This is a genomic window from Undibacterium paludis, from assembly GCF_022568815.1.
Lineage (GTDB): Bacteria > Pseudomonadota > Gammaproteobacteria > Burkholderiales > Burkholderiaceae_D > Undibacterium.
The window spans coordinates 199025-217641 of sequence record NZ_JAKZHX010000004.1 but is presented as its reverse complement, the minus strand read 5'-3'; the positions used below and the strand labels follow the sequence as shown (position 1 = coordinate 217641).

Below are 18617 nucleotides of genomic sequence, written 5' to 3'. Positions count from 1 at the left end.
GATACAGGCATCTTCTTTTTTATCAATGTCGCTACAGTGATTTCTGCTCTCAAGGAAAATCGTTGATGAATGAACTTCGTGTTTCTGTTGAACAGTTGAACACTGTTCTTGCCGATTCAAAATTCTTGCGTCCCTACGACTTCACCGTACAATCCTGCGCTGCTGGTCAGTGCGTCGTACTACTGCCTTTCAAGTCAGAACTGGAAAGGCCAGGCGGTATAGTCAGCGGTATGAGTTTGATGGGCGGTGCTGACGTTGCGATGTGGCTGGCGATCATGACTTTGCGTGGCCTCGACGAGCATTGGGTCACCAGTGACATGAAAACAGCTTTTTTGCGCAGTGCGCGTGAAGAAGGCGTCATCTGTACGGCCAAGGTCCTTAAACTGGGTAAGAAGACTGCTTATGGTACGGTGGAATGTGCGAATGGGCAGGCGCAATTATTGACACATCATGTGCTGAGTTTTACGCGGGTAGAAATGTCAGTCTGAATTGACACAGGCAATGCGCAGATTAAAAAAGCTGCATGGCTTTCGGGCATGCAGCTTTTTTCGCAAGGCAGGTGATACTCGCTATTGTGCGCAGCAAATGTGTGCGACAAATAATTAAATCTTGGTGACCCAGTTGAAGCTGTCTGTTTCCAGTCCTTGTTGTACATCGTTGAGGTATTTGCGCAGACGTTTGGCGTTGACGGGTTCCTTGCCTCCATTGACTGCATAGGTTTCATCTTTATAGACGATTTCACCAACCGGCGCCAATACGGCAGCGGTACCGGACAGGGCAACTTCGCCAGTCTTGATCCATTCCATCAATTCATCTGCACTGATATTGCGCTCGGTAACCTTGTAACCCAACTTGGCGCCGGCTTTGAGTAATGAGTCACGGGTAACGCCGGGCAGGAATTCTGAGTTCAGGGGTTTGGTCAGGATTTCTGTGTCGTTGATCAGCAGACAGTTGGCGGCGCCGGTCTCTTGAACATCGCCATTTGGTGCGAAGATCACCTGGGCCGTGTTGTATTTTTCCTTGGCTTTTTGTATCAGGCCAAGTGCACTGGCATAGTTGCCGCCGGATTTGACGTTACCAAAATGGGGGGCGCAACGCTGGTTGTCGGTGTCAAGCAAGACACGCATCTTGGCATCTGCTGCAAAATAATCGCCAACCGGCGATACCAGTATGTACAGCAGGGCGGTGCGTGTCGGTGCGGCGGCGCGGCCAATGGCCGGATCAGTGCCGATCAGGGTAGGGCGGATATAGGCAGAACCAGGGAAGACAGGTACCTGGTCCTGGAATTTCTTGAGCACGTCAATAATCATCGACTTCAACTGTGCCGCATCCGGCACTGGCAGGTACAGGGATCTGGCGCTGTTCTGCATGCGCCTGATGTGGTCGTCGATACGGAAAACATTGATGGCGCCATCATTGGCACGGAAAGCCTTCATGCCTTCGAAGCAAGTGCTGGCATAGTGCAGTACATGGGCAGCCGGATGCATGGGCAGGCGGTCGCTAGGTACAAAGCTGGCGTCCGACCATTTTTCGCCATCAAAACTGGCCAGTGTCATTTCGCTAAAAAAAACGGTTCCAAATTCTGCATTTGCCATGATGTTTTTCCAATTAGTTTAAATTTTCATCAAAAATTGATGTAGGGCATAGGTAGGCTGTATAGTCAGCAAAAAAATAATAAGAGGTGCTGCGAAATGCAGCTGGCTTTCCTGCACCGCCCTGGCGTACCGAGGTACGACCTGCGAGAGTGGTGTCTGGCGGCCTTGATTTCGCGACAAGCTCTGACAGGCATATTTTATTCTGAAATACCTTCCATGCGTTGTTTTGGCACAGGTTTTCAGTTGCTACATTGGTACTTGGGGAGGGGCAAATCATAAAAACACGGCTTTCCTGACGTCAGGTGTTGAGGTCGCCGGAAAGTTTTCAGAAATGTCGTGATTGTTCAATACATCAATAAGTTGTTTGCTTACAATTCTTGCATGTCAACATCTGCATCGGATACCCGCCCACTTCTATCGCCCAGGACGCAGTTCTGGCCTGCTGACGGCGTCATTGCCGAGCATGTATTGATGTATGTGGTACGCGATACCCGCAGGTGCCATTTGTCTGAACGTGACAGCCTGAACCGTTTTCCGGCAAATCCGTTTTGCTGTCTTACCTGGATGCTGGAAGGTCAGGCCAGGCTGATCGAGCAGGGTGGTCAGGAACGTGCTCAACTATTGCCAAGGATTTTGCTCACTGGTTGCCAGAGTTTGCATGGTGTGTCGCAGAATCTTGGTGACAGGCATAGTTTTATGGCGGTATTTTTTCCTGATGCTTTTCATAGCCTGTTTGGTCTGGATCTATCTCAGATACAAGATAATTTTGTCGATGCTGAACAGATGTTTTCCGGAGAAGCAAAACAATTTGTGCTCGATGTCAGTACTGCAGACAGCAATGAGGAGAGGTGCAGGCTGGTACAGGCTTATGTTGGCGCACATGGACAAATCTTGGCTTTAAGCCCCTGGTCACGCTTAAGGCGCATGGGGCAAAACCTCAGTCTGCAATTGGCGGCAATGTTGCTTGGAGTGGGGGATCGTCAAGTACAAAGACGGGCCAGACGTGAAGCCGGCTTGTCGTTACTGGTTTTATCCAGACTGTGGCGCGCCAAACGCAGCCATGCGCAGATACATGAAAAACTGGTGCAGGGGAAACCGCCGGATTGGGCAGCCCATGCCAGCGAGCATGGCTATGCCGATCAGTCGCACCTGGTCAGGGATTGCAAGCAAATAACCGGACGTACGCCTCAGCAATTGCTTGGCGACGCACAAAGAAACGAAAGTGACTGGATGTATCGTCTGTGGTGACAGAAAGAGGATTGCGGTGGTCGTTCCAGCCCTGGCTGTCAAAATCAGCCATGATTCGCTTGATTAACTAAATGAAAGCTGGTGATTGTAATGAACACTGTCAATCAACGTCTGCACGCACTCGACAATCTCAGGGCTGCCATGATGTGGTTAGGCATTGTATTGCATGTCTCGGTCAACTACATGACCGCCAGTTCACCCACTCCCTGGCGCGATCAACAGACCACCGTTGTCGCAGACTTGTTGATCGCGTTTATCCATGCGTTTCGCATGCCGGTATTTTTTATACTGGCCGGTTTTTTTGCTGCCTTGCTGCTGGATAGGCGTGGTGTTACTGCGATGTTGCGGCAGCGTGTGCACCGTTTGGTATGGCCATTCCTGGTGTTCTGGCCCCTGCTTTTCATCAGCATGGGAGTGCTGGTTGCAGTCTATGCCCATCTTGCCGCTTTGGGCACCATGGGAATAGATTTCAGCCTGATCCCTGAAGTACCCGGGCGGCCAAAGTTTGCGTTACTGCATTTGTGGTTTATTTATTACCTGTTCCTGTATTGCCTGGTATTGGCCCTGTTTTTGTATCTGGGAAAATATATGCCGGCAAGACTGACAGCTTTACTGGCAACTGTATGGAAGAATCTCGTGTGCAAGTGGTGGGGCGTTATTTTTCTCGCTTTGCCCCTGGCTGCAATAGGCTCTTTTTATCGCGCCGGCATTATTACCCCGCCCATGTCTTTCATGCCGGAGGCGGCAGGGTTTATTCACAGTGGCATGTTCTTTTGTGCTGGCTTCTATCTGTATCGATTCCAGGCAGATTTATTTGAAATCTATATACGCAATTGCTGGAAAAATCTGCTGGCCGGACTGATCCTGTTGATCGTCTTTCTGGCGATGTCAAAAAAATTTGAAAATGTACAGGGCAGCGACCTGTATCTCAATGCAGGTATGGCTCTGCTGTATAACTGCGTGAGCTGGTTATGGAGCTTTGCCTTGATCGGCGGTTTCCTCAAGTACCTGCCGGAGCAGAATCGGCTGTTGGCCTATCTGTCGGCAAGTTCTTACTGGGTGTATCTTGTTCACATGCTCGGTACCATGGGGTTTGGTATCTTGCTGTATTCCAGCCCGCTGGGTGCTGTGGCAAGAATGGCCGTCAATATGTTCTTGACCACGACATTTTGTCTGCTCTCCTATCAAGTGCTGGTCCAACGCACGGTACTGGGGCGTTTCCTGAATGGCGGTCAACGGTCAGTCATTTCCAATGGGGCTGCACAGAGCAGTGGAGTTTCAGGTGCCTGAAACTCCATGAGTCAAGTTGATTGATGAATTGATATGTCAGAGACACCAGAGCCCTGCCATGCGCCCGTACCTGATCAAGGTTTTATTGGCATTGCAGCAGGGTTTTTCACTGGCTATGCAACATTATATTAAATCGTCTTGTAACTGCATCTGTATTGTTAAATACTGCTGTTAAGTGGATTTGGCAGTTCTTTTTTCAGCCATGTTTGTTGTTATCAGTTTGATTCTGAAAAGAGCAATACCAGTTTGAAAGGCCAACGTGTGCGTGCATTTTTAACAGCTATGGTTTACTACTGCGCGTTTGTTGGTATCACCTGTGCCGGCGAACTGCCGGCGAGGCAAGATGTTTTGCATTTCACATCTTCTCTTTCCGATGCGGGCGACACATTTGTAGCAGCCAAAAAATTGTTGGAAAAACTCTGTACCTACAATGGGCTGCGCTGCACCTTGACAGCCTATCCTCCTGGCCGTGCCTTGAAGATGTTGCAGGATAGCGAAAGTGCAGGGGAGCTGCCGCGCTTCGAAGATTTCCAGCAACTGGCGCCAACAGCCGTACGCGTTCCCGTCGCTATCGGACAATTGAGTTTCAGTGTATTGACACACGACAGGAACTTACTGGTCAAGAGCATGGCAGACCTTGAGAATCGCACCGTGTTCTATGTACGGGGCAATGCTGTAATTGCTGTGCATACAGAGCTGCGCCATCTGGTTGCCGTCAATTCAGAGCATGATTGTGCGTACAAGGTATTAAGAAAACATGGCGATGCCTGCATCATGACCAAGACCCTGGCACAGAAAATGCTGAATGAGATCCAGCAGGCGCCCGATGCCTATCTGCTGCAGGACCTGTTTTTCAAACCGATCTATCTCTACCTCTCGCTTCACAACAAGGATTTGCTTTTCCCGTTTGAGCAGAGCCTCAAGCAATTACATCAGGATGAAAAAATCAATCATTGACCAGGATTGATATAAAGGTATTTACCTAAGTGTTTTCTTGCGCTATATTGCGCTTATGCTCGAACAAACACAGCAACTTGATCAATTGTTTTCTGCGCTGGGTGACTCAACCCGACGTGCGGTACTGGCGCGATTATGCCGGGGGCCGGCGCAGGTCAGTGAGCTGGCGCAAGATTTTGACATGGCTTTGCCCTCATTTACCCAGCACTTGCGGGTGCTGGAAAACTCTGGCCTGGTGTATTCAGAAAAAAAAGGGCGTGTGCGCACCTATCAACTGGCACCTCAGGCATTGAAAGAAGCCGAGCAGTGGCTGGCCCGGCAGCGCAGCCATTGGGAAGCACGTTTCAATCAATTGGACACTTATCTGAACACGCTCAAGGAGACTCGTAATGACTGATGCAAAAGCAGGAGAAGGGACACTGGACCTGGTGCTGGAACGCATTGTCGACATTCCACCTGCCCTGGTATGGGCGGCCTGGACCACGCCTGCGCATATACTGGAATGGTTTACTCCCGCCCCATGGAAAACCGTGGATTGCGAAATCGACCTGCGGCCGGGCGGTATTTTCCGTACCGTGATGCGCTCGCCTGAAGGTATGGATCATGACAATGTGGGCTGCTATCTGGAAGTTGTGCCAGGCAAGAAACTGGTGTTTACCGATGCCCTGGGACCAGGTTTTCGTCCCACTGGCAATTCTTTCATGACGGCTACGATCACTTTTGAGCCGCATGAAGCAGGCACAAAATACACGGCCGTGGTCTTGCACAAAAGTGTGGAAGACCGGAAAAAACATGAAGAAATGGGTTTCCATCACGGTTGGGGTACTGCGCTTGATCAACTGGTTGCTCATATGAAGGGTATTAACTGACATGGCAGAACCGACATCGTTATCAGTTCGGCACGAACTGGCTTTCCTGCATACGTCAGCAGTTCATATCCCGACATTTGAGAATCTGGTTCAGACCATCTCGCCAGGTTTAAAAGTCCATCACCATGTTGACGCCTGTTTGCTGGCAGATGCACAGCGGGCAGGGGGTATTGATGCTGCTCTTGGTCAGCGCATACAGGCGGCAATGCATGAAGCTGGCAAGAGTGGTTCCCGTCTGGTGGTCTGTACCTGCTCTACCATAGGCGCAGTAGCTGAAAGCATGGGACAGCACGCAGACTTTGCCACAGCCAGGATAGATCGCGCCATGGCAGACAAGGCAGTGAAGCTCGGTGCGCGCATATTGATGGTGGCAGCCCTGGAAAGCACGCTGTTGCCAACCCGTGAACTGCTGGCGGAGTCTGCGAGAAGAGCGGGTAAGGCTGTTGACATTCGTGAACTGCTGGTCAGTAGTGCATGGCTACATTTCATGAGCGGCGATCGCTCGGCCTATCTGCAAGATATCATCGCAAACCTCAGGCAAGTGGTACACATGGGTGATGTTGATGTGGTAGTGCTGGCACAGGCGTCAATGGCTGCTGCTGCAGATGAACTGGCTGATCTGGGGCTGCCGGTACTGGCCAGCCCCAGCTTAGGCGTAGCGAGCGCTATTGCTTACCTGGATCACAACAGAAAAGCCGGGTGAACTGCTGGCTCAGCTTTGTTGATACAGCGCGAACACGGCACCCTGCGGGTCTGCCAGGACTGAAAAGCGGCCGGTACCAGGAATATCGCTGGGCGGAACATAGATTGTTGCACCCAGAGACTGGGCCTTGGCTGCGCTATTGTCGCAGTTCGCCACACTGAAATATGCCAGCCAGTGTGATGGCGCCATGGCGCTGTCGGGCAGGGCCATCATGCCGCCTATGGGTGTGCCGTTTTGCTGCCATTCCGTGTAGGTCATGCCGCCGCCAGTCCCGGTTTGCGCGCCCCAGCCAAACAGGGCGGTGTAATAGGCTTCTGCTTTTGCAGTATCGCTGGTATTGAGCTGACCCCAGCAGAAAGCGCCATCTTCATTGTTTACACCCATGCCGGTATTTTTGCCAGGTTGCCAGATGTTGTGAAAAGCGCCGGCAGGGTCCTTCAGGACTGCCATGCGACCGAGGTCATACACATCGAACGCCGGCAGGATGACTTCGCCACCGAGCTCCACACTTTGCTTGACGGTTGTATCCGCATCCCTGGTTGAGATATAAATCATCCAGTGTGGTGGTATGCCAGCCTGACGTTCCGGGTGCAGGGTATATGCTGCCGCGGCGTCGTTTTCTTTCAACTGGAAAATGGTGTACACGCCTTCAGGCCCCATGTCCTGATCATTGGCTGTCCAGCCAAAAAGTTCGCCGTAAAACCGTTTTGTCGCATTCTGGTCATTGGTGGCGAGTTCTACCCAGCAAAATGCACCGGGTTCATGGGATGTGACAATACTCATGCTGATGACTCCTTGTGGTTGAAGACTGCATGCTTGACATCAAAGCTGATCCGGATCAGCCAGAAGAATGAAAACCTGCAGTATTAACCGACGCAGGGTGACATGATTATATGCTCCTGAATGCGTAGAGACGCGGCATTGTCAGCAAAAAAATAATTTGAAAAACAAGCATTGTTCAGAGTGGAGGCAACAGAGGACAGGAAATGAAAATAACAGCTGCTTACAATTCATATTGTAGTCTTGCCATCTATTTTTGACACTTAATGTTATTCTATTACTTTAGGTAAATATACTTCTTCACTTGGATATCTTTAGTCAGGCATAAGCCCAATGAATAGATGGAAAAGTTTTTGATGATTAATACATGTCTTATCGCAACCGTTTTCTTCCCCTGTGTTTGGTCCTCACCCTGGCAGCGTGTCAGCGCACTGAAAAGACCGACATTCCTGCCAGCACTGAACAATCCACTTTTCCTGCATTGAATAAAGCGAATCTGGCTGGTTACGAAAATTATTCCATGCTGACTATCGCAGAGGACTGGAAGGTGATGACCTGGTCCAGCCGTATGGACAAGCAAAAAAGCGCCGGACAAAAGGGCGACGCACTGACCACCGTAAGTATCCTGAAAAAAGACAAGGCGGTCTGGCGCGAGGTATCCGAATTGCAATTCTCTGATAGCTATAATCCACGACTGCATCTGCACACCGAATTTAGCTATGCTGGAAAACCACTGTTCATCGTCGCCATGCAACAGGGGGCGGCGGTTGAACAAATGAATGTCTACGGTATGGTGCAAGGTGAATACAAGCTCTTGCAAACCTTGCTGGGTGCCGCATTCGAGTGGAATTATGATGCAGCATCGAACCAGAAGCAGCTGATCGCGATTGCCCACGATAACAGTGAGAAACCTGCACTCTATCAATGGAACGGTCAGCAATTCATGCTGTTAGACATTAAAGAAGTAGCTGTAAAAGATAATGGCTACAAAATTGACTGATTTTTGTATGACTAGAGCATTTGACAAATCGTTTTTAAAAGTCATCTTGTTGTTTGCTGTACTGACGACAGCGTCCGTCCGCGCACAGACCCTGGCCCTGACCATGGATGATGGTCCGCAGCTGGAGCAAACTCCCATGCTCAGTCCGCAGCAGCGCAATCAGGCCATACTTGCTGCTCTGAGCAAGTACGGTGTGTCAGCCGCCCTGTTTGTGACGGCAGGCAACGGTGCAGACCGGCCAGAAGGTTATGCTCTGGCAAAGGCATGGGGTGATGCAGGGCACGCAATCGGTAATCACACCATGACCCATCCTGACCTCAATAGCGAAAAAGTCAGTTTAGCCGATTACCAGAAAGAAATCCTCGACTGTGACAAGATCATCAGCACCTTGCCCGGGTATCAGAAATGGTATCGCTTTACGTATTTGCGTGAAGGTAAAACACCCGAGAAAATTGATGGCATGCGCCAGTTTCTCAAGCAGCAAAATTATCGCAATGCCTATGTCAGTCTTGATACCAGTGATTGGCGCCTGAATGAAGAGCTGATTGCTGTGCTGAAAAAGAATCCGCAGGCTGACGTTACGCCGATTAAACAGGCTTATCTGTCCCACATACGCCAGCGTGCGGAAGCCTACCGCAAACTGGCATTCACATTGCAGGGACGTGACATTCCGCAGGTCATGCTGATACACCACAATCTTATCAATGCCTTGTGGCTTGGTGATGTCATCGCCCAGTTCAAGGACATGGGCTGGAAGTTCACAACACCGGCGGCGGCATTTACTGATACGGTGTACCAGTTGACTCCCAGGAATACCGCTACTGGTCAGAGTCTTTTATTGTCGATGGCAAAGTCTTTACTTCCAGCAAAATTTGAAGGCTGGGAGAGGCTGGTTGATGATGGTGACTTTGAAATCGAGGCCTTGAAGAAGCAAGGGCAGTAAAAGACGGACTTCCGCTATCACCAGATTTTTGTTCAATGCCTGCTGTACGGGGATGACAAGTCGTTGATTCACCATCGGTTTTAACGCCTTGACGGTAATCCCCTATAATTCTCGTACCGAACAATCATTACAATGTGTTTATGCCTGCTGCCATCCTGTCCCGTGAAGAAGTTGTAAGCCGTATCCTGCAAGAGTTCCGCAGTCATGGTTACGATGGCACCAGCCTGGCACGCCTGTCGCAGGCGACGGGTTTGGGGCGTTCCAGCCTTTATCATTATTTCCCCAACGGCAAGGAAGATATGGCGAGTGCAGCCATGGCCGCAGTCGGAGAGATTTTTGTCAATGACGTCCTTGCAGCATTGAATTCCCCGGGGGATCCACGTCAGCGATTCATGGCTTTTGCTGCGCAGCTGTCGGTGTTTTACCATGCAGGCAACACTTCTTGCCTGACCGATGTATTCAGTATGGGAGGCGCAGCGGCGTTGTTCCAGCAATACCTGTCTTTGCGAGTGGCAAACCTGATGCGCCATATTGCGGCTGTTGTGGCGGAGGCCGGTTTCGATCAGGCTGAGTCCATGCGGCGCGCTGAAAATGCCATCATATCGATTCAGGGCTCACTCGTCGTGTCTCGGGCACTGGGGGACAATGCGCCATTTTTGCGGACTATGCGCGAGATGCCGGATGCATTATTGATCGCCTAAAAGCGTATCCATCCATTTCAAAAGATAAAAAACACCTTGACATCAGGTTTTACAATATTTATTGTACCGATTGTTCGGTACAATTTTTATTTAATCCAATAACAGCAAATAACCGACATGTGGTCGCTTCAAATATTTCAATCTAGCAATACAAATTAACCGGAGCCAGTTATGCCTGATGCAAACAATAGCAGTTCATCCGTATTGACACTTTACAGTTTTCCACTGTCCGGGCACGGGCACAGGGCGGAACTGTTTTTATCTTTGCTGGGTTTGCCGGTGAAGGTGATCAATGTGGACTTGCCCAAGGGTGAGCAAAAACAGGAACAGTTCTTGTCATTGAATCCTATGGGGCAGATACCGGTATTGCTTGATGGTGACATAGTGGTCAGCGATTCAAACGCTATCCTGGTTTATCTGGCACGCAAATATGGCAATGCGTGCTGGTTGCCAGACGATCCTGTGGGAGCATCACAGGTTCAGCGCTTTTTATCCCTGGCAGCCGGCGAAGTTTTCCGTGGTCCGGCGTCAGCCCGCATGGTCAGGCTGTTTGGTGCGCCTTTCAACTGGGAGCTTGCGCAGGCAACTGCCAGCAGGTTATTTCATTTTCTGGATGATCACTTGTCGCAGCGTGAATATCTTGCGACCGCGCAGCCTACCATTGCAGACATTGCATGCTACAGTTACATTGCCCATGCAGCCGAAGGCGGGCTCAGCCTCGATGAATTTGCCCATCTACGTACATGGCTCTCGCGCATAGAAGCTTTGCCCGGATTTATCGCCATGCAAAAGTCACCGGCTGCATTGGCAGCCTGATTGATCAGGGAGCGTAATGATGACTCACCTGAACCCAGAAGCTGATATTGTTGAAGAAAGCCCGTTTCACCAGGGGGAAGTGGAAGTCCAGCAGCGTGTGGGCATACGCGAAAAAATCGAGGGTATAGGCCGGAAATCAATACGTTCTTACATGCCAGACCAGCACAGGGAGTTTTTCACACAATTGCCCATGCTGCTGGTCGGCAGCGTCGATGATCAAGGACAACCCTGGGCTTCAGTGTTGTGCGCACAGCCTGGGTTTATCAGCTCCCCAGATGCAGGGCAACTCATCATCAAGGCCAAGCCCTTGCATGCCGACCCGCTGTCAAAAAACCTGCGGCCAGACCGCTCATTGGGTTTGCTGGGCATAGAGTTACCCACACGCCGTCGCAATCGTATGAATGGAACAGTGTCGGGGGTGAACGCAGACGGTTTTACCGTCAGGGTAAAGCAAAGTTTTGGGAATTGCCCCAAATACATACAAACACGAAGCCCGCACTTTATTGAGCATGAGACCGATAAAGCGATGTCTGAAGTCATTCATGCAAAAGCACTCAATGCCCGCATGCTGGCATTAGTCAGTCGGGCCGATACCTATTTTATTGCCAGCGTCTGCCCGGAAAACACCGGGGGTCATGACCGCTTCAGTGTTGATGTATCGCATCGGGGTGGCAAGCCAGGTTTTGTGCGGGCAGACAATCAACTAAGCCTGACTGCGCCTGAGTTCATCGGCAATTTTTTCTTCAATACGACGGGCAATATCCAGGCTTATCCAAGGGCGGGCTTGCTGTTTATTGATTTTGATCGTGGTGATTTGCTGTACCTGGCCGTTGATGCAGAGATCATCTGGGATGGGCCAGAACTGCTATCATACGCTGGTGCACAGCGCCTGTTGCGTTACCATATTTGCGAAGCCATCCTGGTAGAAAACAGCTTGCCCTTGCGTTGGGGCGAAGTTGCCTTGTCTCCTTTTCTTGAACCTATGGGGAGCTGGCCTGTCTGATGGAGTGAACCATATAGGTGGTTCGGTCTTCATTGTCTCATTTTGGGCACGCAATTTTGGTGCGCAATTCATTCTTATTCCTCGATCATGACCATACTGACTACTGAACGCCTGCGCCTGGAACCTTTTACCGACAGCCATTTTGAAGGCTTGTACCGCATGAACCGGGAGCCCGAGGTCATGCGCTATATTACAGGCAAGCCAGATACACCTGAAGACACCCTGGCGATGATAGAGCGCGTCAAGGCGCGCTGGCTGGAATTTGCGCATTCCTGGTGGAGTTTCATCGAGCACGACAGCAATGAGATCATCGGTGCGGGTTGCATACAACACTTGGGAAGAGACCCCGCCAATCCGCTGGAAATAGGTTGGCGTTTGCGTAAGGACAAATGGGGCCTGGGTTATGCCTCTGAAGCTGCTGTGGCTATGGCAGACTTCGCCTTTGACAAGCTCAATGCTCCGGAACTGTATGCAGTCTGTCATCAGGAAAACCTCGCTTCTGCCCATGTCATGAAAAAACTGGGCATGCAGTATCGCGGCATACAGCGCTGGTATGACATGGATACTGCTGTCTATTCAATGGACAGGACAGACTGGTCCAGCAGGGTTTGATGTTTGCAGGCGACAGTGCAAGAATGCCCGATTGATGAAATTTTTCAATAACCATCCCGGTAATCAACTTTGGTATATGATGGTCTGTATTACGCTGACTAATCATCTTTGACGGGCGCTCACTGATCAACTGCATTGTACGGACATGAGTTTGGATACCTTGGAACAGGATTGCCTGCACATGCTGGACATGTACCGCATGACCATGCGCTGCACGGCTGACAAGACGGCGCTGGATGAATGTCTGCGGCTGTTGACCGCACGCATGGACCTGTATTTCCCTGGCAGCCTCGCTGCCTTTTTTGTATCTGTCAATCAGGCAGCGCAAACACCACTCCTGATCACCTCAATACTGCCGCAGGCTTGCCTTGATGTCATGCAAGCCGCTCCGCTTGCTGAAATTGACTTTATGGTATCGGGCGACGCAACAGGTCAATGTGAATTCATTGACAATTTACAAGCGGTTGCACATTCCGAGGGCTTGATGCTTACTGGTGGTTTGCCCGTCACGGATCATGGGCAAGCGCTGCTGGGAGGCATACTGTGTTTTGCACCACTCCGGATGCCTGCCTGTATCATTAGTAATGCCGTGTTGCAGGACCTGGGCAATTTGTTGCGTTACCTGATCATGCATGACCGTGATCAACAGAAACTCCTGCAGAGCCAGGCCGATATGACACGTATGGCATTGGCAATAGAAGGGAGTTCGACCGGTATATGGGACAGGAATGTAATGACTGGCGAAATTCATTATTCGCCGGGCTGGAAAGCCTTGCTGGGCTATACTGAAACAGAAATTTCCAACCGTATAGACGAAAGCTATACCCGTGTGCACCCCGACGACCTGACCTATGTAAGGGCTGCTATCCAGGCGCATTTTGACGGACAAACAGAAAACTATGTTGTTGAACACCGCGTACGCTGTAAGGATGGGGGTTATAAATGGATATCGAGCCGCGGGAAGGTAGTCAGCAGAGGGGATGATGGTAGGCCGCTGCGCATGATAGGTACGACTACTGACGTTACGGCCATGCACCTCTTGTCAGAAAAATTGCAGGAAAGTGCAGACCTCGTCACTTGCCTGACTAACGAAGTGCCTGGTCTTGCCTACCAATACCGCATGCTGCCGAATGGTGATGAAAGCTTTTCATACGTCAGTGAAGGTATACATGATATTTATGAGCTGAGCCCGGCACAGATGCAGGATTGTGTTGCGTTGATACATGAACGCATACATCCTGATGACTTTCCCATGTACAGAAATGCGCTATTAAGGTCAGCCAGCAGGCTGGAGTATCTGCACCTTGAGTTCCGTGTCAACCTGCCACGGCAAGGCATGCGCTGGCGACAGATGGATGCGCGGCCGCGCCTTCAGGCTGATGGTGTCATCTTGTGGCATGGATTTGTCACCGATGTGACCGAGCATAAACGCATAGAGCAGGAATTGCAGGAACTGGCAACCATTGATTTTTTAACCCAGATACCCAATCGTCGCAGTTTCATGGGGCGTATGGAAGAAGAACTGGCGCGAATACAGCGTGGAACCAGCAGTGCTGCTGCTGTGCTCATGTGCGATCTGGATAATTTTAAAATGATCAATGACGGCTATGGACATGCCGTCGGCGATCTGGTGCTCAGGCATTTCGCGCATATCCTGCATGATGAATTGCGCAAAAGCGATTATGCCGGCAGGGTAGGCGGCGAAGAGTTTGCGGTGGTACTGGCAGGTGCGAACCTTGTTGATGCCAGTATTTTTGCACAACGTGTGCAAAAGCAGCTGCAAGAGACACCGGTGAACGTGCACGGCCATTTCATCCCGGTCACGGTGAGCATAGGTATCGCCGTCATGCTGGCCAGTGATATTGATGCCGATGTGTCGCTTTCATCCAGCGACATGGCCCTGTATCGCGCCAAGGAAAACGGGCGCAACTGCATTGTTATCGACGCCGGGTGAGCCGGAGAAATAGGGAGGGCGCATGGATCAGTTCAGCCCAGATCCATGCAGTTCTTGACTTCAGTTACGCAAGACATCCCGCACAAATACGGTCAGGTCCGTCGATTGCGGCATGACCCCTGCCTGATACATCATGTCGCCGACAAAGCCGCGGTGATAGGTAGAGTGGTTGATGACGTGTAAAAGAATTTCCTGACGACTCATGCAGCCGTCACCGCCACCGATGAACGTGAAATGCACTGCCTGTGCCAGGTCGGTATCATTGAGGCTCTTTGCATAATCGACATACCACTGGCCCATCTCGCGTACGGATTGCCATAGCTCCGGCAACGGCGGTGTGGTGTCGGTGTTGCGATCACGGTAGCCATGTTCTTGCCCGAGCAGGTGGGCGCGAAATACGGTATCAATGACATATACATGATTCAGAGTATGTAGCATGTTACCAAAGCGGGTGGCACGCTGTTTGAGGACTTCTTCCTGTGGCAATCTGTCCAGCATTTCAAACATTTTGTTGTCGGCCCAGGCCTTGTATTGACTTAGCATGACGAGATTAGCGGTACTGCTCATGGATTGCTCCTGTATTGTCAACGGTGAAGAGCAGCATAAATTGCCTGACCAGACACCGGTAGATACAGAATGAGGCAAATCACGGCAGTACAAGAACAACATGCCGGGTCGAGGTATCAGAAATAAAAAACCGCCAGGCATTGCTGCTGGCGGCTTTTTGCCTGTTGGGGGGCAACAGATGTTACTTATTTTTTGAATTTTGCTTCGGCAACACGGTCAGCTATCACGCTGGTTGGCAGACCTTCTGCATCAGCGCGGGCAAATACTTCAGTCAGGGTGTCGCCGATACGGCGTACGTGGGCCACCATGCCGTCTTCCGGCGTGTTCATATATTCATAGCATACCTTGATAATGCCACCGGCATTGATGACAAAGTCAGGTGCATACAGGATGCCTTTTTGACGGCAGACTTCACCCATTTCCGGTGTCGCCAGCTGGTTGTTGGCGCCGCCAGCCACGATTTTGGCTTTCAGGCGTGACAGGGTGTCAGGGTTCAGTGTTGCGCCAAGTGCGCACGGTGCATAGATGTCGGCGTCAACATCATAGATGTCATTGATACCGACAACTTGTGCGCCGAGTTCTTCCTGGGCGCGTGTCAGCGCTGCCTGGTCGATATCAGTGACGATCAGTTTGGCGCCTGCTTCTTTCAATTGGCGGGCATAGTCATAGCCAACATGGCCCAGGCCCTGCAAGGCCACGGTCAGGCCGTCGAAACTGTCACGTTTGAAATGATGTTTTACTGCAGCCTGGGCGCCGACAAAGCAACCCAAGGCGGTAAACGGGGATGGATCACCACGGTCACCCAGGCCGGCGACATATTTGGTCTTACTGGCAACATGGGCCATGTCGGCTGGGCTGGTGCCGACATCTTCTGCTGTTACATAGCGGCCACCGAGACGCTCCAGGGCTTCGCCCAGTGCGGCAAACAGGGCCGGGCTCTTGTCTGTTTTAGGATCAGCAATAATGACGCTTTTGCCGCCGCCTATGGGCAGGCCGGCAACAGCATTTTTGTAGGTCATGCCGCGTGACAGGCGCAGTACGTCACGTACGGCTTCTGCTTCGCTGGCGTAGTTCCACATGCGGCAACCGCCCATGGCAGGGCCCAGGTTGGTATTGTGGACGGCGATGATGGCTTTCAGGCCAGATTTGGCGTCAGAGGCGAACACCACTTGTTCGTGGTTGTCAAAATTAATTTCGTTAAATACAAAAGCGGTCATGCTTATGGCTCCGCGCGGACTGACCAGGCGATCTGCCAGATCAGGCAGATGCGGTTGTGCCGCAATAAAGTTAATAAATGAATTAAATTGGTCGTGCTGTCATGCAAATAAAACAGCCTTTGATCACGGGTTGTTGCGATCAAAAGCGCAGGGCGGTGATTGTGTCACGCGCTGCGAAGTATAGGGGAATAGAGGGGGAAACTCAATCTTGGCGGCAGCTTCAGGCGTAGCTATGGACTTCTGTCATGGCAAGCAGTTCTTTCATATAACGTTCCTGGGTTTTCAGGCAAAAGCCGCTTGAGTAGGGATTCATGAAGCCATGTCTTGTGCCTCTGAGCAATTCAGCATCGTGATTGCGCCGGCGTAGATCATTGACCAGCTCGGCAGGTTCAAACGCGACTTCCTGCTCTGCAAATAGCATGCGCACCGGACAGAGTGGCTGTATCTCGCGGTGATCACGTATGCGTGATCCATAAAACAATACGGTCTGTTCCATGGTTGACATGCAGGTATTGCCGCTATTAAGCCACAAGGCGCTGGCGCCGGCGCTGAAACCTATGGCAAAGCGCAGGCTGGACTGATGGGCTTCCAGCTGCCGGGCGAGCTGCTCAGCATAAGCGGCGATACCACCGTCGGCGATAAATGCATGATAGGCAAGTTGCTCATTCGGAAACTGCACCTGTTCATCATGGTGAGGTGAAACAATCAGGCTGGGGATAGAAAACTGACGGGCGAAACTGGCGACTGCAGGAGTATTGCCAAAAACATCAGTAACTATCAGTAAAACAGGTGGTAAGGCTGGAACAGACACAGTGAGCAGCATTGAATTGACCGGAAAGAGGGCGGAGCCTACCGGACTTGTGCCGGTATTGCAAGAGCTTCACCTGACTGTATGTAATTTGCTGCCAATACTGTTGGATTGACATTGATGCACATGCTCATGGATACTTGGCAAGTATTGGAACTTTTTGTTACAAATCAGGCTTAAAAGAGCCCTTTCCTGGAAATTTTTTTGCAAATTCAGGCAATGGCTTTCAGGGATATGCACGGCTACGTAGCCTGGTAAGCATAAAGTCATCCAGATCGATCACAATGCAATCTGATAAATATATTAAAAACAGGTATTTCAATCAGTATTTAGCAGTCACTTTCAGCAGCCACAATAAATATTCGGAGATTCAACATGTTGCGACCCAGTCTGATTTTCTTGTCCCTTGCCCTGGCTTTGACGGCTTGCAGTAAAGGGGGAAAAGATGGCAAGGAAATGGATACAGCCAAAGCCAGCGCCAAGGCTGCCGACAAGGTGCTGCAGGTCACAGAAGAAGACCTGATCGTGATACAGAATAGTGCGTTGTCATCCGGTCCGACGATTACCGGTTCGATACAGCCTGAACGCAAGGCCGATCTGCGCTCTGAACTGTCTACCGTGGTTTTGCAGGTATTGAAGGAGAATGGTGAGACAGTCAAGCGTGGCGAATTGCTGGTCAGACTGGATGACACCTCCATACGCGACAGTCTGAATTCAGCCGAAGAAGCATCGCGGGCTGCAGCGCAGACCCTGGAGCAGGCCGAACGCCAGTTCCAGCGGCTGAAGACCTTGCGCGCCTCTGGCATGACATCTACCCAGCAACTCGAAGATGCAGAAATTCGTCGCAACAATGCACAAAGTGATCTGGTGGCAGCCAAGGCGCGTGCCGTGCAGGCCAGGCAGCAATTGCAACGAACAGAAGTACGCGCTCCCTTTGACGGCGTAGTCAGTGAACGCAAGGTGTCCGCCGGTGACACAGCGCAGATCGGCAAGGAACTGGTCAAGATCATCGACCCGACCAGCATGCGCTTTGAAGGCTTGTTGTCTGCCGACAAGGTCAATAACGTCAAGATAGGCCAGACGGTCAGCTTCCGTGTCAATGGTTATCCCAACCAAAGCTTTACCGGCAAGGTCAAGCGTGTCGACATGGCAGCCAACGCCACCACGCGCCAGGTTGAGGTGCTTGTCGCTTTTACCGATGGCAATACCCCGCGTGTATCTGGTTTGTATGGTGAAGGTATGGTGGAAACCGGTTCTACCCAGACCTTGATGATCAAGAACACAGCCTTGTTGCGTGACGGTGACAAGGCTTATGCCTGGCGGGTCAAGGATGGCATCCTGAAGAAAGTCAGCCTGCTCATTGGTGAGCGTGACCCGCGTCGCGGTGATTTTGAAGTACGCAGTGGCCTGGTCAATGGTGACAAGGTGGTGCGTAATCCCACCTCGACCCTGGTTGACGGGCAAAAAGTACAGATGATCGCCTCCGTGCCAGCCAACGTTCCAACTGCAACTGCCGCGTTGCCTGCGGCTGCTGCACCAGCCGGAAAGTAAGCC

At 51.1% G+C, this 18617-nt stretch carries 20 protein-coding genes; 15 read left to right on the top strand and 5 right to left on the bottom strand.

The window, feature by feature from the left end:
- Nucleotides 1-65 precede the first annotated feature (65 nt).
- Nucleotides 66-488, top strand: a complete 423-nt coding sequence (locus LZ463_RS09275) for a PaaI family thioesterase (RefSeq protein ID WP_241455343.1) — start codon at nucleotides 66-68, stop codon at nucleotides 486-488.
- Between the two features lie 114 nt (nucleotides 489-602).
- Here LZ463_RS09275 and ilvE read toward each other — a convergent pair whose 3' ends face one another.
- Complete coding sequence (ilvE, locus tag LZ463_RS09270) at nucleotides 603-1595, bottom strand: branched-chain-amino-acid transaminase (RefSeq protein WP_241455342.1); 993 nt, start codon at nucleotides 1593-1595, stop codon at nucleotides 603-605.
- A 381-nt stretch (nucleotides 1596-1976) separates the two neighbouring features.
- On the opposite strand from ilvE, the gene LZ463_RS09265 reads away from it, so the two are divergent.
- From LZ463_RS09265 to LZ463_RS09240, 6 genes are all read left to right on the top strand, one after another.
- Nucleotides 1977-2843, top strand: a complete 867-nt coding sequence (locus LZ463_RS09265) for an AraC family transcriptional regulator (RefSeq protein ID WP_241455341.1) — start codon at nucleotides 1977-1979, stop codon at nucleotides 2841-2843.
- A gap of 90 nt (nucleotides 2844-2933) precedes the next feature.
- The gene (locus tag LZ463_RS09260) at nucleotides 2934-4133 is read left to right on the top strand and encodes an acyltransferase family protein (RefSeq protein WP_241455340.1); all 1200 of its coding nucleotides are present in this window, start codon (nucleotides 2934-2936) and stop codon (nucleotides 4131-4133) included.
- 447 nt (nucleotides 4134-4580) lie between these two features.
- Nucleotides 4581-5090, top strand: coding sequence for a hypothetical protein (locus LZ463_RS09255; protein ID WP_347176252.1), 510 nt, complete (start codon nucleotides 4581-4583; stop codon nucleotides 5088-5090).
- A gap of 55 nt (nucleotides 5091-5145) precedes the next feature.
- On the top strand, nucleotides 5146-5487 hold the full coding sequence (locus LZ463_RS09250) for an ArsR/SmtB family transcription factor (RefSeq protein WP_241455339.1): 342 nt from the start codon (nucleotides 5146-5148) through the stop codon (nucleotides 5485-5487).
- Nucleotides 5480-5959, top strand: coding sequence for an SRPBCC family protein (locus tag LZ463_RS09245; protein WP_241455338.1), 480 nt, complete (start codon nucleotides 5480-5482; stop codon nucleotides 5957-5959). Before LZ463_RS09250 ends, LZ463_RS09245 begins: the two co-directional genes overlap by 8 nt.
- A gap of 1 nt (nucleotide 5960) precedes the next feature.
- Nucleotides 5961-6662: an aspartate/glutamate racemase family protein gene (locus LZ463_RS09240; protein WP_241455337.1), complete on the top strand. Its 702-nt coding sequence runs from the start codon at nucleotides 5961-5963 to the stop codon at nucleotides 6660-6662.
- Between the two features lie 9 nt (nucleotides 6663-6671).
- Here LZ463_RS09240 and LZ463_RS09235 read toward each other — a convergent pair whose 3' ends face one another.
- On the bottom strand, nucleotides 6672-7445 hold the full coding sequence (locus LZ463_RS09235; RefSeq protein ID WP_241455336.1) for a VOC family protein: 774 nt from the start codon (nucleotides 7443-7445) through the stop codon (nucleotides 6672-6674).
- Nucleotides 7446-7809: 364 nt separating this feature from the next.
- On the opposite strand from LZ463_RS09235, the gene LZ463_RS09230 reads away from it, so the two are divergent.
- The 7 genes from LZ463_RS09230 (at nucleotide 7810) to LZ463_RS09200 (ending at nucleotide 14471) form a co-directional block, all read left to right on the top strand.
- The gene (locus tag LZ463_RS09230; protein WP_241455335.1) at nucleotides 7810-8442 is read left to right on the top strand and encodes a hypothetical protein; all 633 of its coding nucleotides are present in this window, start codon (nucleotides 7810-7812) and stop codon (nucleotides 8440-8442) included.
- A gap of 7 nt (nucleotides 8443-8449) precedes the next feature.
- Nucleotides 8450-9385 carry a polysaccharide deacetylase family protein gene (locus LZ463_RS09225; RefSeq protein WP_241455334.1) on the top strand — a complete coding sequence of 312 codons (936 nt, stop codon included), beginning with the start codon at nucleotides 8450-8452 and terminating at the stop codon, nucleotides 9383-9385.
- 140 nt (nucleotides 9386-9525) lie between these two features.
- Nucleotides 9526-10086 (top strand): TetR/AcrR family transcriptional regulator, encoded by a 561-nt coding sequence (locus tag LZ463_RS09220; RefSeq protein WP_241455333.1) that lies wholly within the window; start codon nucleotides 9526-9528, stop codon nucleotides 10084-10086.
- 171 nt (nucleotides 10087-10257) lie between these two features.
- Nucleotides 10258-10902: a glutathione S-transferase family protein gene (locus LZ463_RS09215; RefSeq protein WP_241455332.1), complete on the top strand. Its 645-nt coding sequence runs from the start codon at nucleotides 10258-10260 to the stop codon at nucleotides 10900-10902.
- A 16-nt stretch (nucleotides 10903-10918) separates the two neighbouring features.
- Nucleotides 10919-11905, top strand: coding sequence for a pyridoxamine 5'-phosphate oxidase family protein (locus tag LZ463_RS09210; protein WP_241455331.1), 987 nt, complete (start codon nucleotides 10919-10921; stop codon nucleotides 11903-11905).
- A gap of 87 nt (nucleotides 11906-11992) precedes the next feature.
- Nucleotides 11993-12517 carry a GNAT family N-acetyltransferase gene (locus tag LZ463_RS09205; RefSeq protein WP_241455330.1) on the top strand — a complete coding sequence of 175 codons (525 nt, stop codon included), beginning with the start codon at nucleotides 11993-11995 and terminating at the stop codon, nucleotides 12515-12517.
- A gap of 145 nt (nucleotides 12518-12662) precedes the next feature.
- On the top strand, nucleotides 12663-14471 hold the full coding sequence (locus LZ463_RS09200; protein ID WP_241455329.1) for a sensor domain-containing diguanylate cyclase: 1809 nt from the start codon (nucleotides 12663-12665) through the stop codon (nucleotides 14469-14471).
- Nucleotides 14472-14531: 60 nt separating this feature from the next.
- Here the strand turns inward: LZ463_RS09200 and LZ463_RS09195 are convergent, their stop codons facing one another.
- The 3 genes from LZ463_RS09195 to LZ463_RS09185 all read right to left on the bottom strand — a co-directional run bounded on the left by LZ463_RS09195 (nucleotide 14532) and on the right by LZ463_RS09185 (nucleotide 17078).
- Nucleotides 14532-15038 carry a DinB family protein gene (locus tag LZ463_RS09195; protein ID WP_241455328.1) on the bottom strand — a complete coding sequence of 169 codons (507 nt, stop codon included), beginning with the start codon at nucleotides 15036-15038 and terminating at the stop codon, nucleotides 14532-14534.
- Nucleotides 15039-15223: 185 nt separating this feature from the next.
- On the bottom strand, nucleotides 15224-16255 hold the full coding sequence (locus LZ463_RS09190; protein WP_241455327.1) for a Glu/Leu/Phe/Val family dehydrogenase: 1032 nt from the start codon (nucleotides 16253-16255) through the stop codon (nucleotides 15224-15226).
- A 220-nt stretch (nucleotides 16256-16475) separates the two neighbouring features.
- The gene (locus LZ463_RS09185) at nucleotides 16476-17078 is read right to left on the bottom strand and encodes a dienelactone hydrolase family protein (RefSeq protein WP_241455326.1); all 603 of its coding nucleotides are present in this window, start codon (nucleotides 17076-17078) and stop codon (nucleotides 16476-16478) included.
- Nucleotides 17079-17438: 360 nt separating this feature from the next.
- On the opposite strand from LZ463_RS09185, the gene LZ463_RS09180 reads away from it, so the two are divergent.
- Nucleotides 17439-18614, top strand: a complete 1176-nt coding sequence (locus LZ463_RS09180) for an efflux RND transporter periplasmic adaptor subunit (RefSeq protein ID WP_241455325.1) — start codon at nucleotides 17439-17441, stop codon at nucleotides 18612-18614.
- The last annotated feature ends 3 nt before the right edge of the window (nucleotides 18615-18617 follow it).

What these genes read in the sequence shown, in the direction of transcription:
- LZ463_RS09275 (WP_241455343.1), top strand. Translation starts at nt 66, where the DNA reads ATGAATGAACTTCGTGTTTCTGTTGAACAGTTGAACACTGTTCTTGCC.
- ilvE (WP_241455342.1), bottom strand. Translation starts at nt 1,595, where the DNA reads ATGGCAAATGCAGAATTTGGAACCGTTTTTTTTAGCGAAATGACACTG.
- LZ463_RS09265 (WP_241455341.1), top strand. Translation starts at nt 1,977, where the DNA reads ATGTCAACATCTGCATCGGATACCCGCCCACTTCTATCGCCCAGGACG.
- LZ463_RS09260 (WP_241455340.1), top strand. Translation starts at nt 2,934, where the DNA reads ATGAACACTGTCAATCAACGTCTGCACGCACTCGACAATCTCAGGGCT.
- LZ463_RS09250 (WP_241455339.1), top strand. Translation starts at nt 5,146, where the DNA reads ATGCTCGAACAAACACAGCAACTTGATCAATTGTTTTCTGCGCTGGGT.
- LZ463_RS09245 (WP_241455338.1), top strand. Translation starts at nt 5,480, where the DNA reads ATGACTGATGCAAAAGCAGGAGAAGGGACACTGGACCTGGTGCTGGAA.
- LZ463_RS09240 (WP_241455337.1), top strand. Translation starts at nt 5,961, where the DNA reads ATGGCAGAACCGACATCGTTATCAGTTCGGCACGAACTGGCTTTCCTG.
- LZ463_RS09235 (WP_241455336.1), bottom strand. Translation starts at nt 7,445, where the DNA reads ATGAGTATTGTCACATCCCATGAACCCGGTGCATTTTGCTGGGTAGAA.
- LZ463_RS09230 (WP_241455335.1), top strand. Translation starts at nt 7,810, where the DNA reads ATGTCTTATCGCAACCGTTTTCTTCCCCTGTGTTTGGTCCTCACCCTG.
- LZ463_RS09225 (WP_241455334.1), top strand. Translation starts at nt 8,450, where the DNA reads ATGACTAGAGCATTTGACAAATCGTTTTTAAAAGTCATCTTGTTGTTT.
- LZ463_RS09220 (WP_241455333.1), top strand. Translation starts at nt 9,526, where the DNA reads ATGCCTGCTGCCATCCTGTCCCGTGAAGAAGTTGTAAGCCGTATCCTG.
- LZ463_RS09215 (WP_241455332.1), top strand. Translation starts at nt 10,258, where the DNA reads ATGCCTGATGCAAACAATAGCAGTTCATCCGTATTGACACTTTACAGT.
- LZ463_RS09210 (WP_241455331.1), top strand. Translation starts at nt 10,919, where the DNA reads ATGATGACTCACCTGAACCCAGAAGCTGATATTGTTGAAGAAAGCCCG.
- LZ463_RS09205 (WP_241455330.1), top strand. Translation starts at nt 11,993, where the DNA reads ATGACCATACTGACTACTGAACGCCTGCGCCTGGAACCTTTTACCGAC.
- LZ463_RS09200 (WP_241455329.1), top strand. Translation starts at nt 12,663, where the DNA reads ATGAGTTTGGATACCTTGGAACAGGATTGCCTGCACATGCTGGACATG.
- LZ463_RS09195 (WP_241455328.1), bottom strand. Translation starts at nt 15,038, where the DNA reads ATGAGCAGTACCGCTAATCTCGTCATGCTAAGTCAATACAAGGCCTGG.
- LZ463_RS09190 (WP_241455327.1), bottom strand. Translation starts at nt 16,255, where the DNA reads ATGACCGCTTTTGTATTTAACGAAATTAATTTTGACAACCACGAACAA.
- LZ463_RS09185 (WP_241455326.1), bottom strand. Translation starts at nt 17,078, where the DNA reads ATGCTGCTCACTGTGTCTGTTCCAGCCTTACCACCTGTTTTACTGATA.
- LZ463_RS09180 (WP_241455325.1), top strand. Translation starts at nt 17,439, where the DNA reads ATGTTGCGACCCAGTCTGATTTTCTTGTCCCTTGCCCTGGCTTTGACG.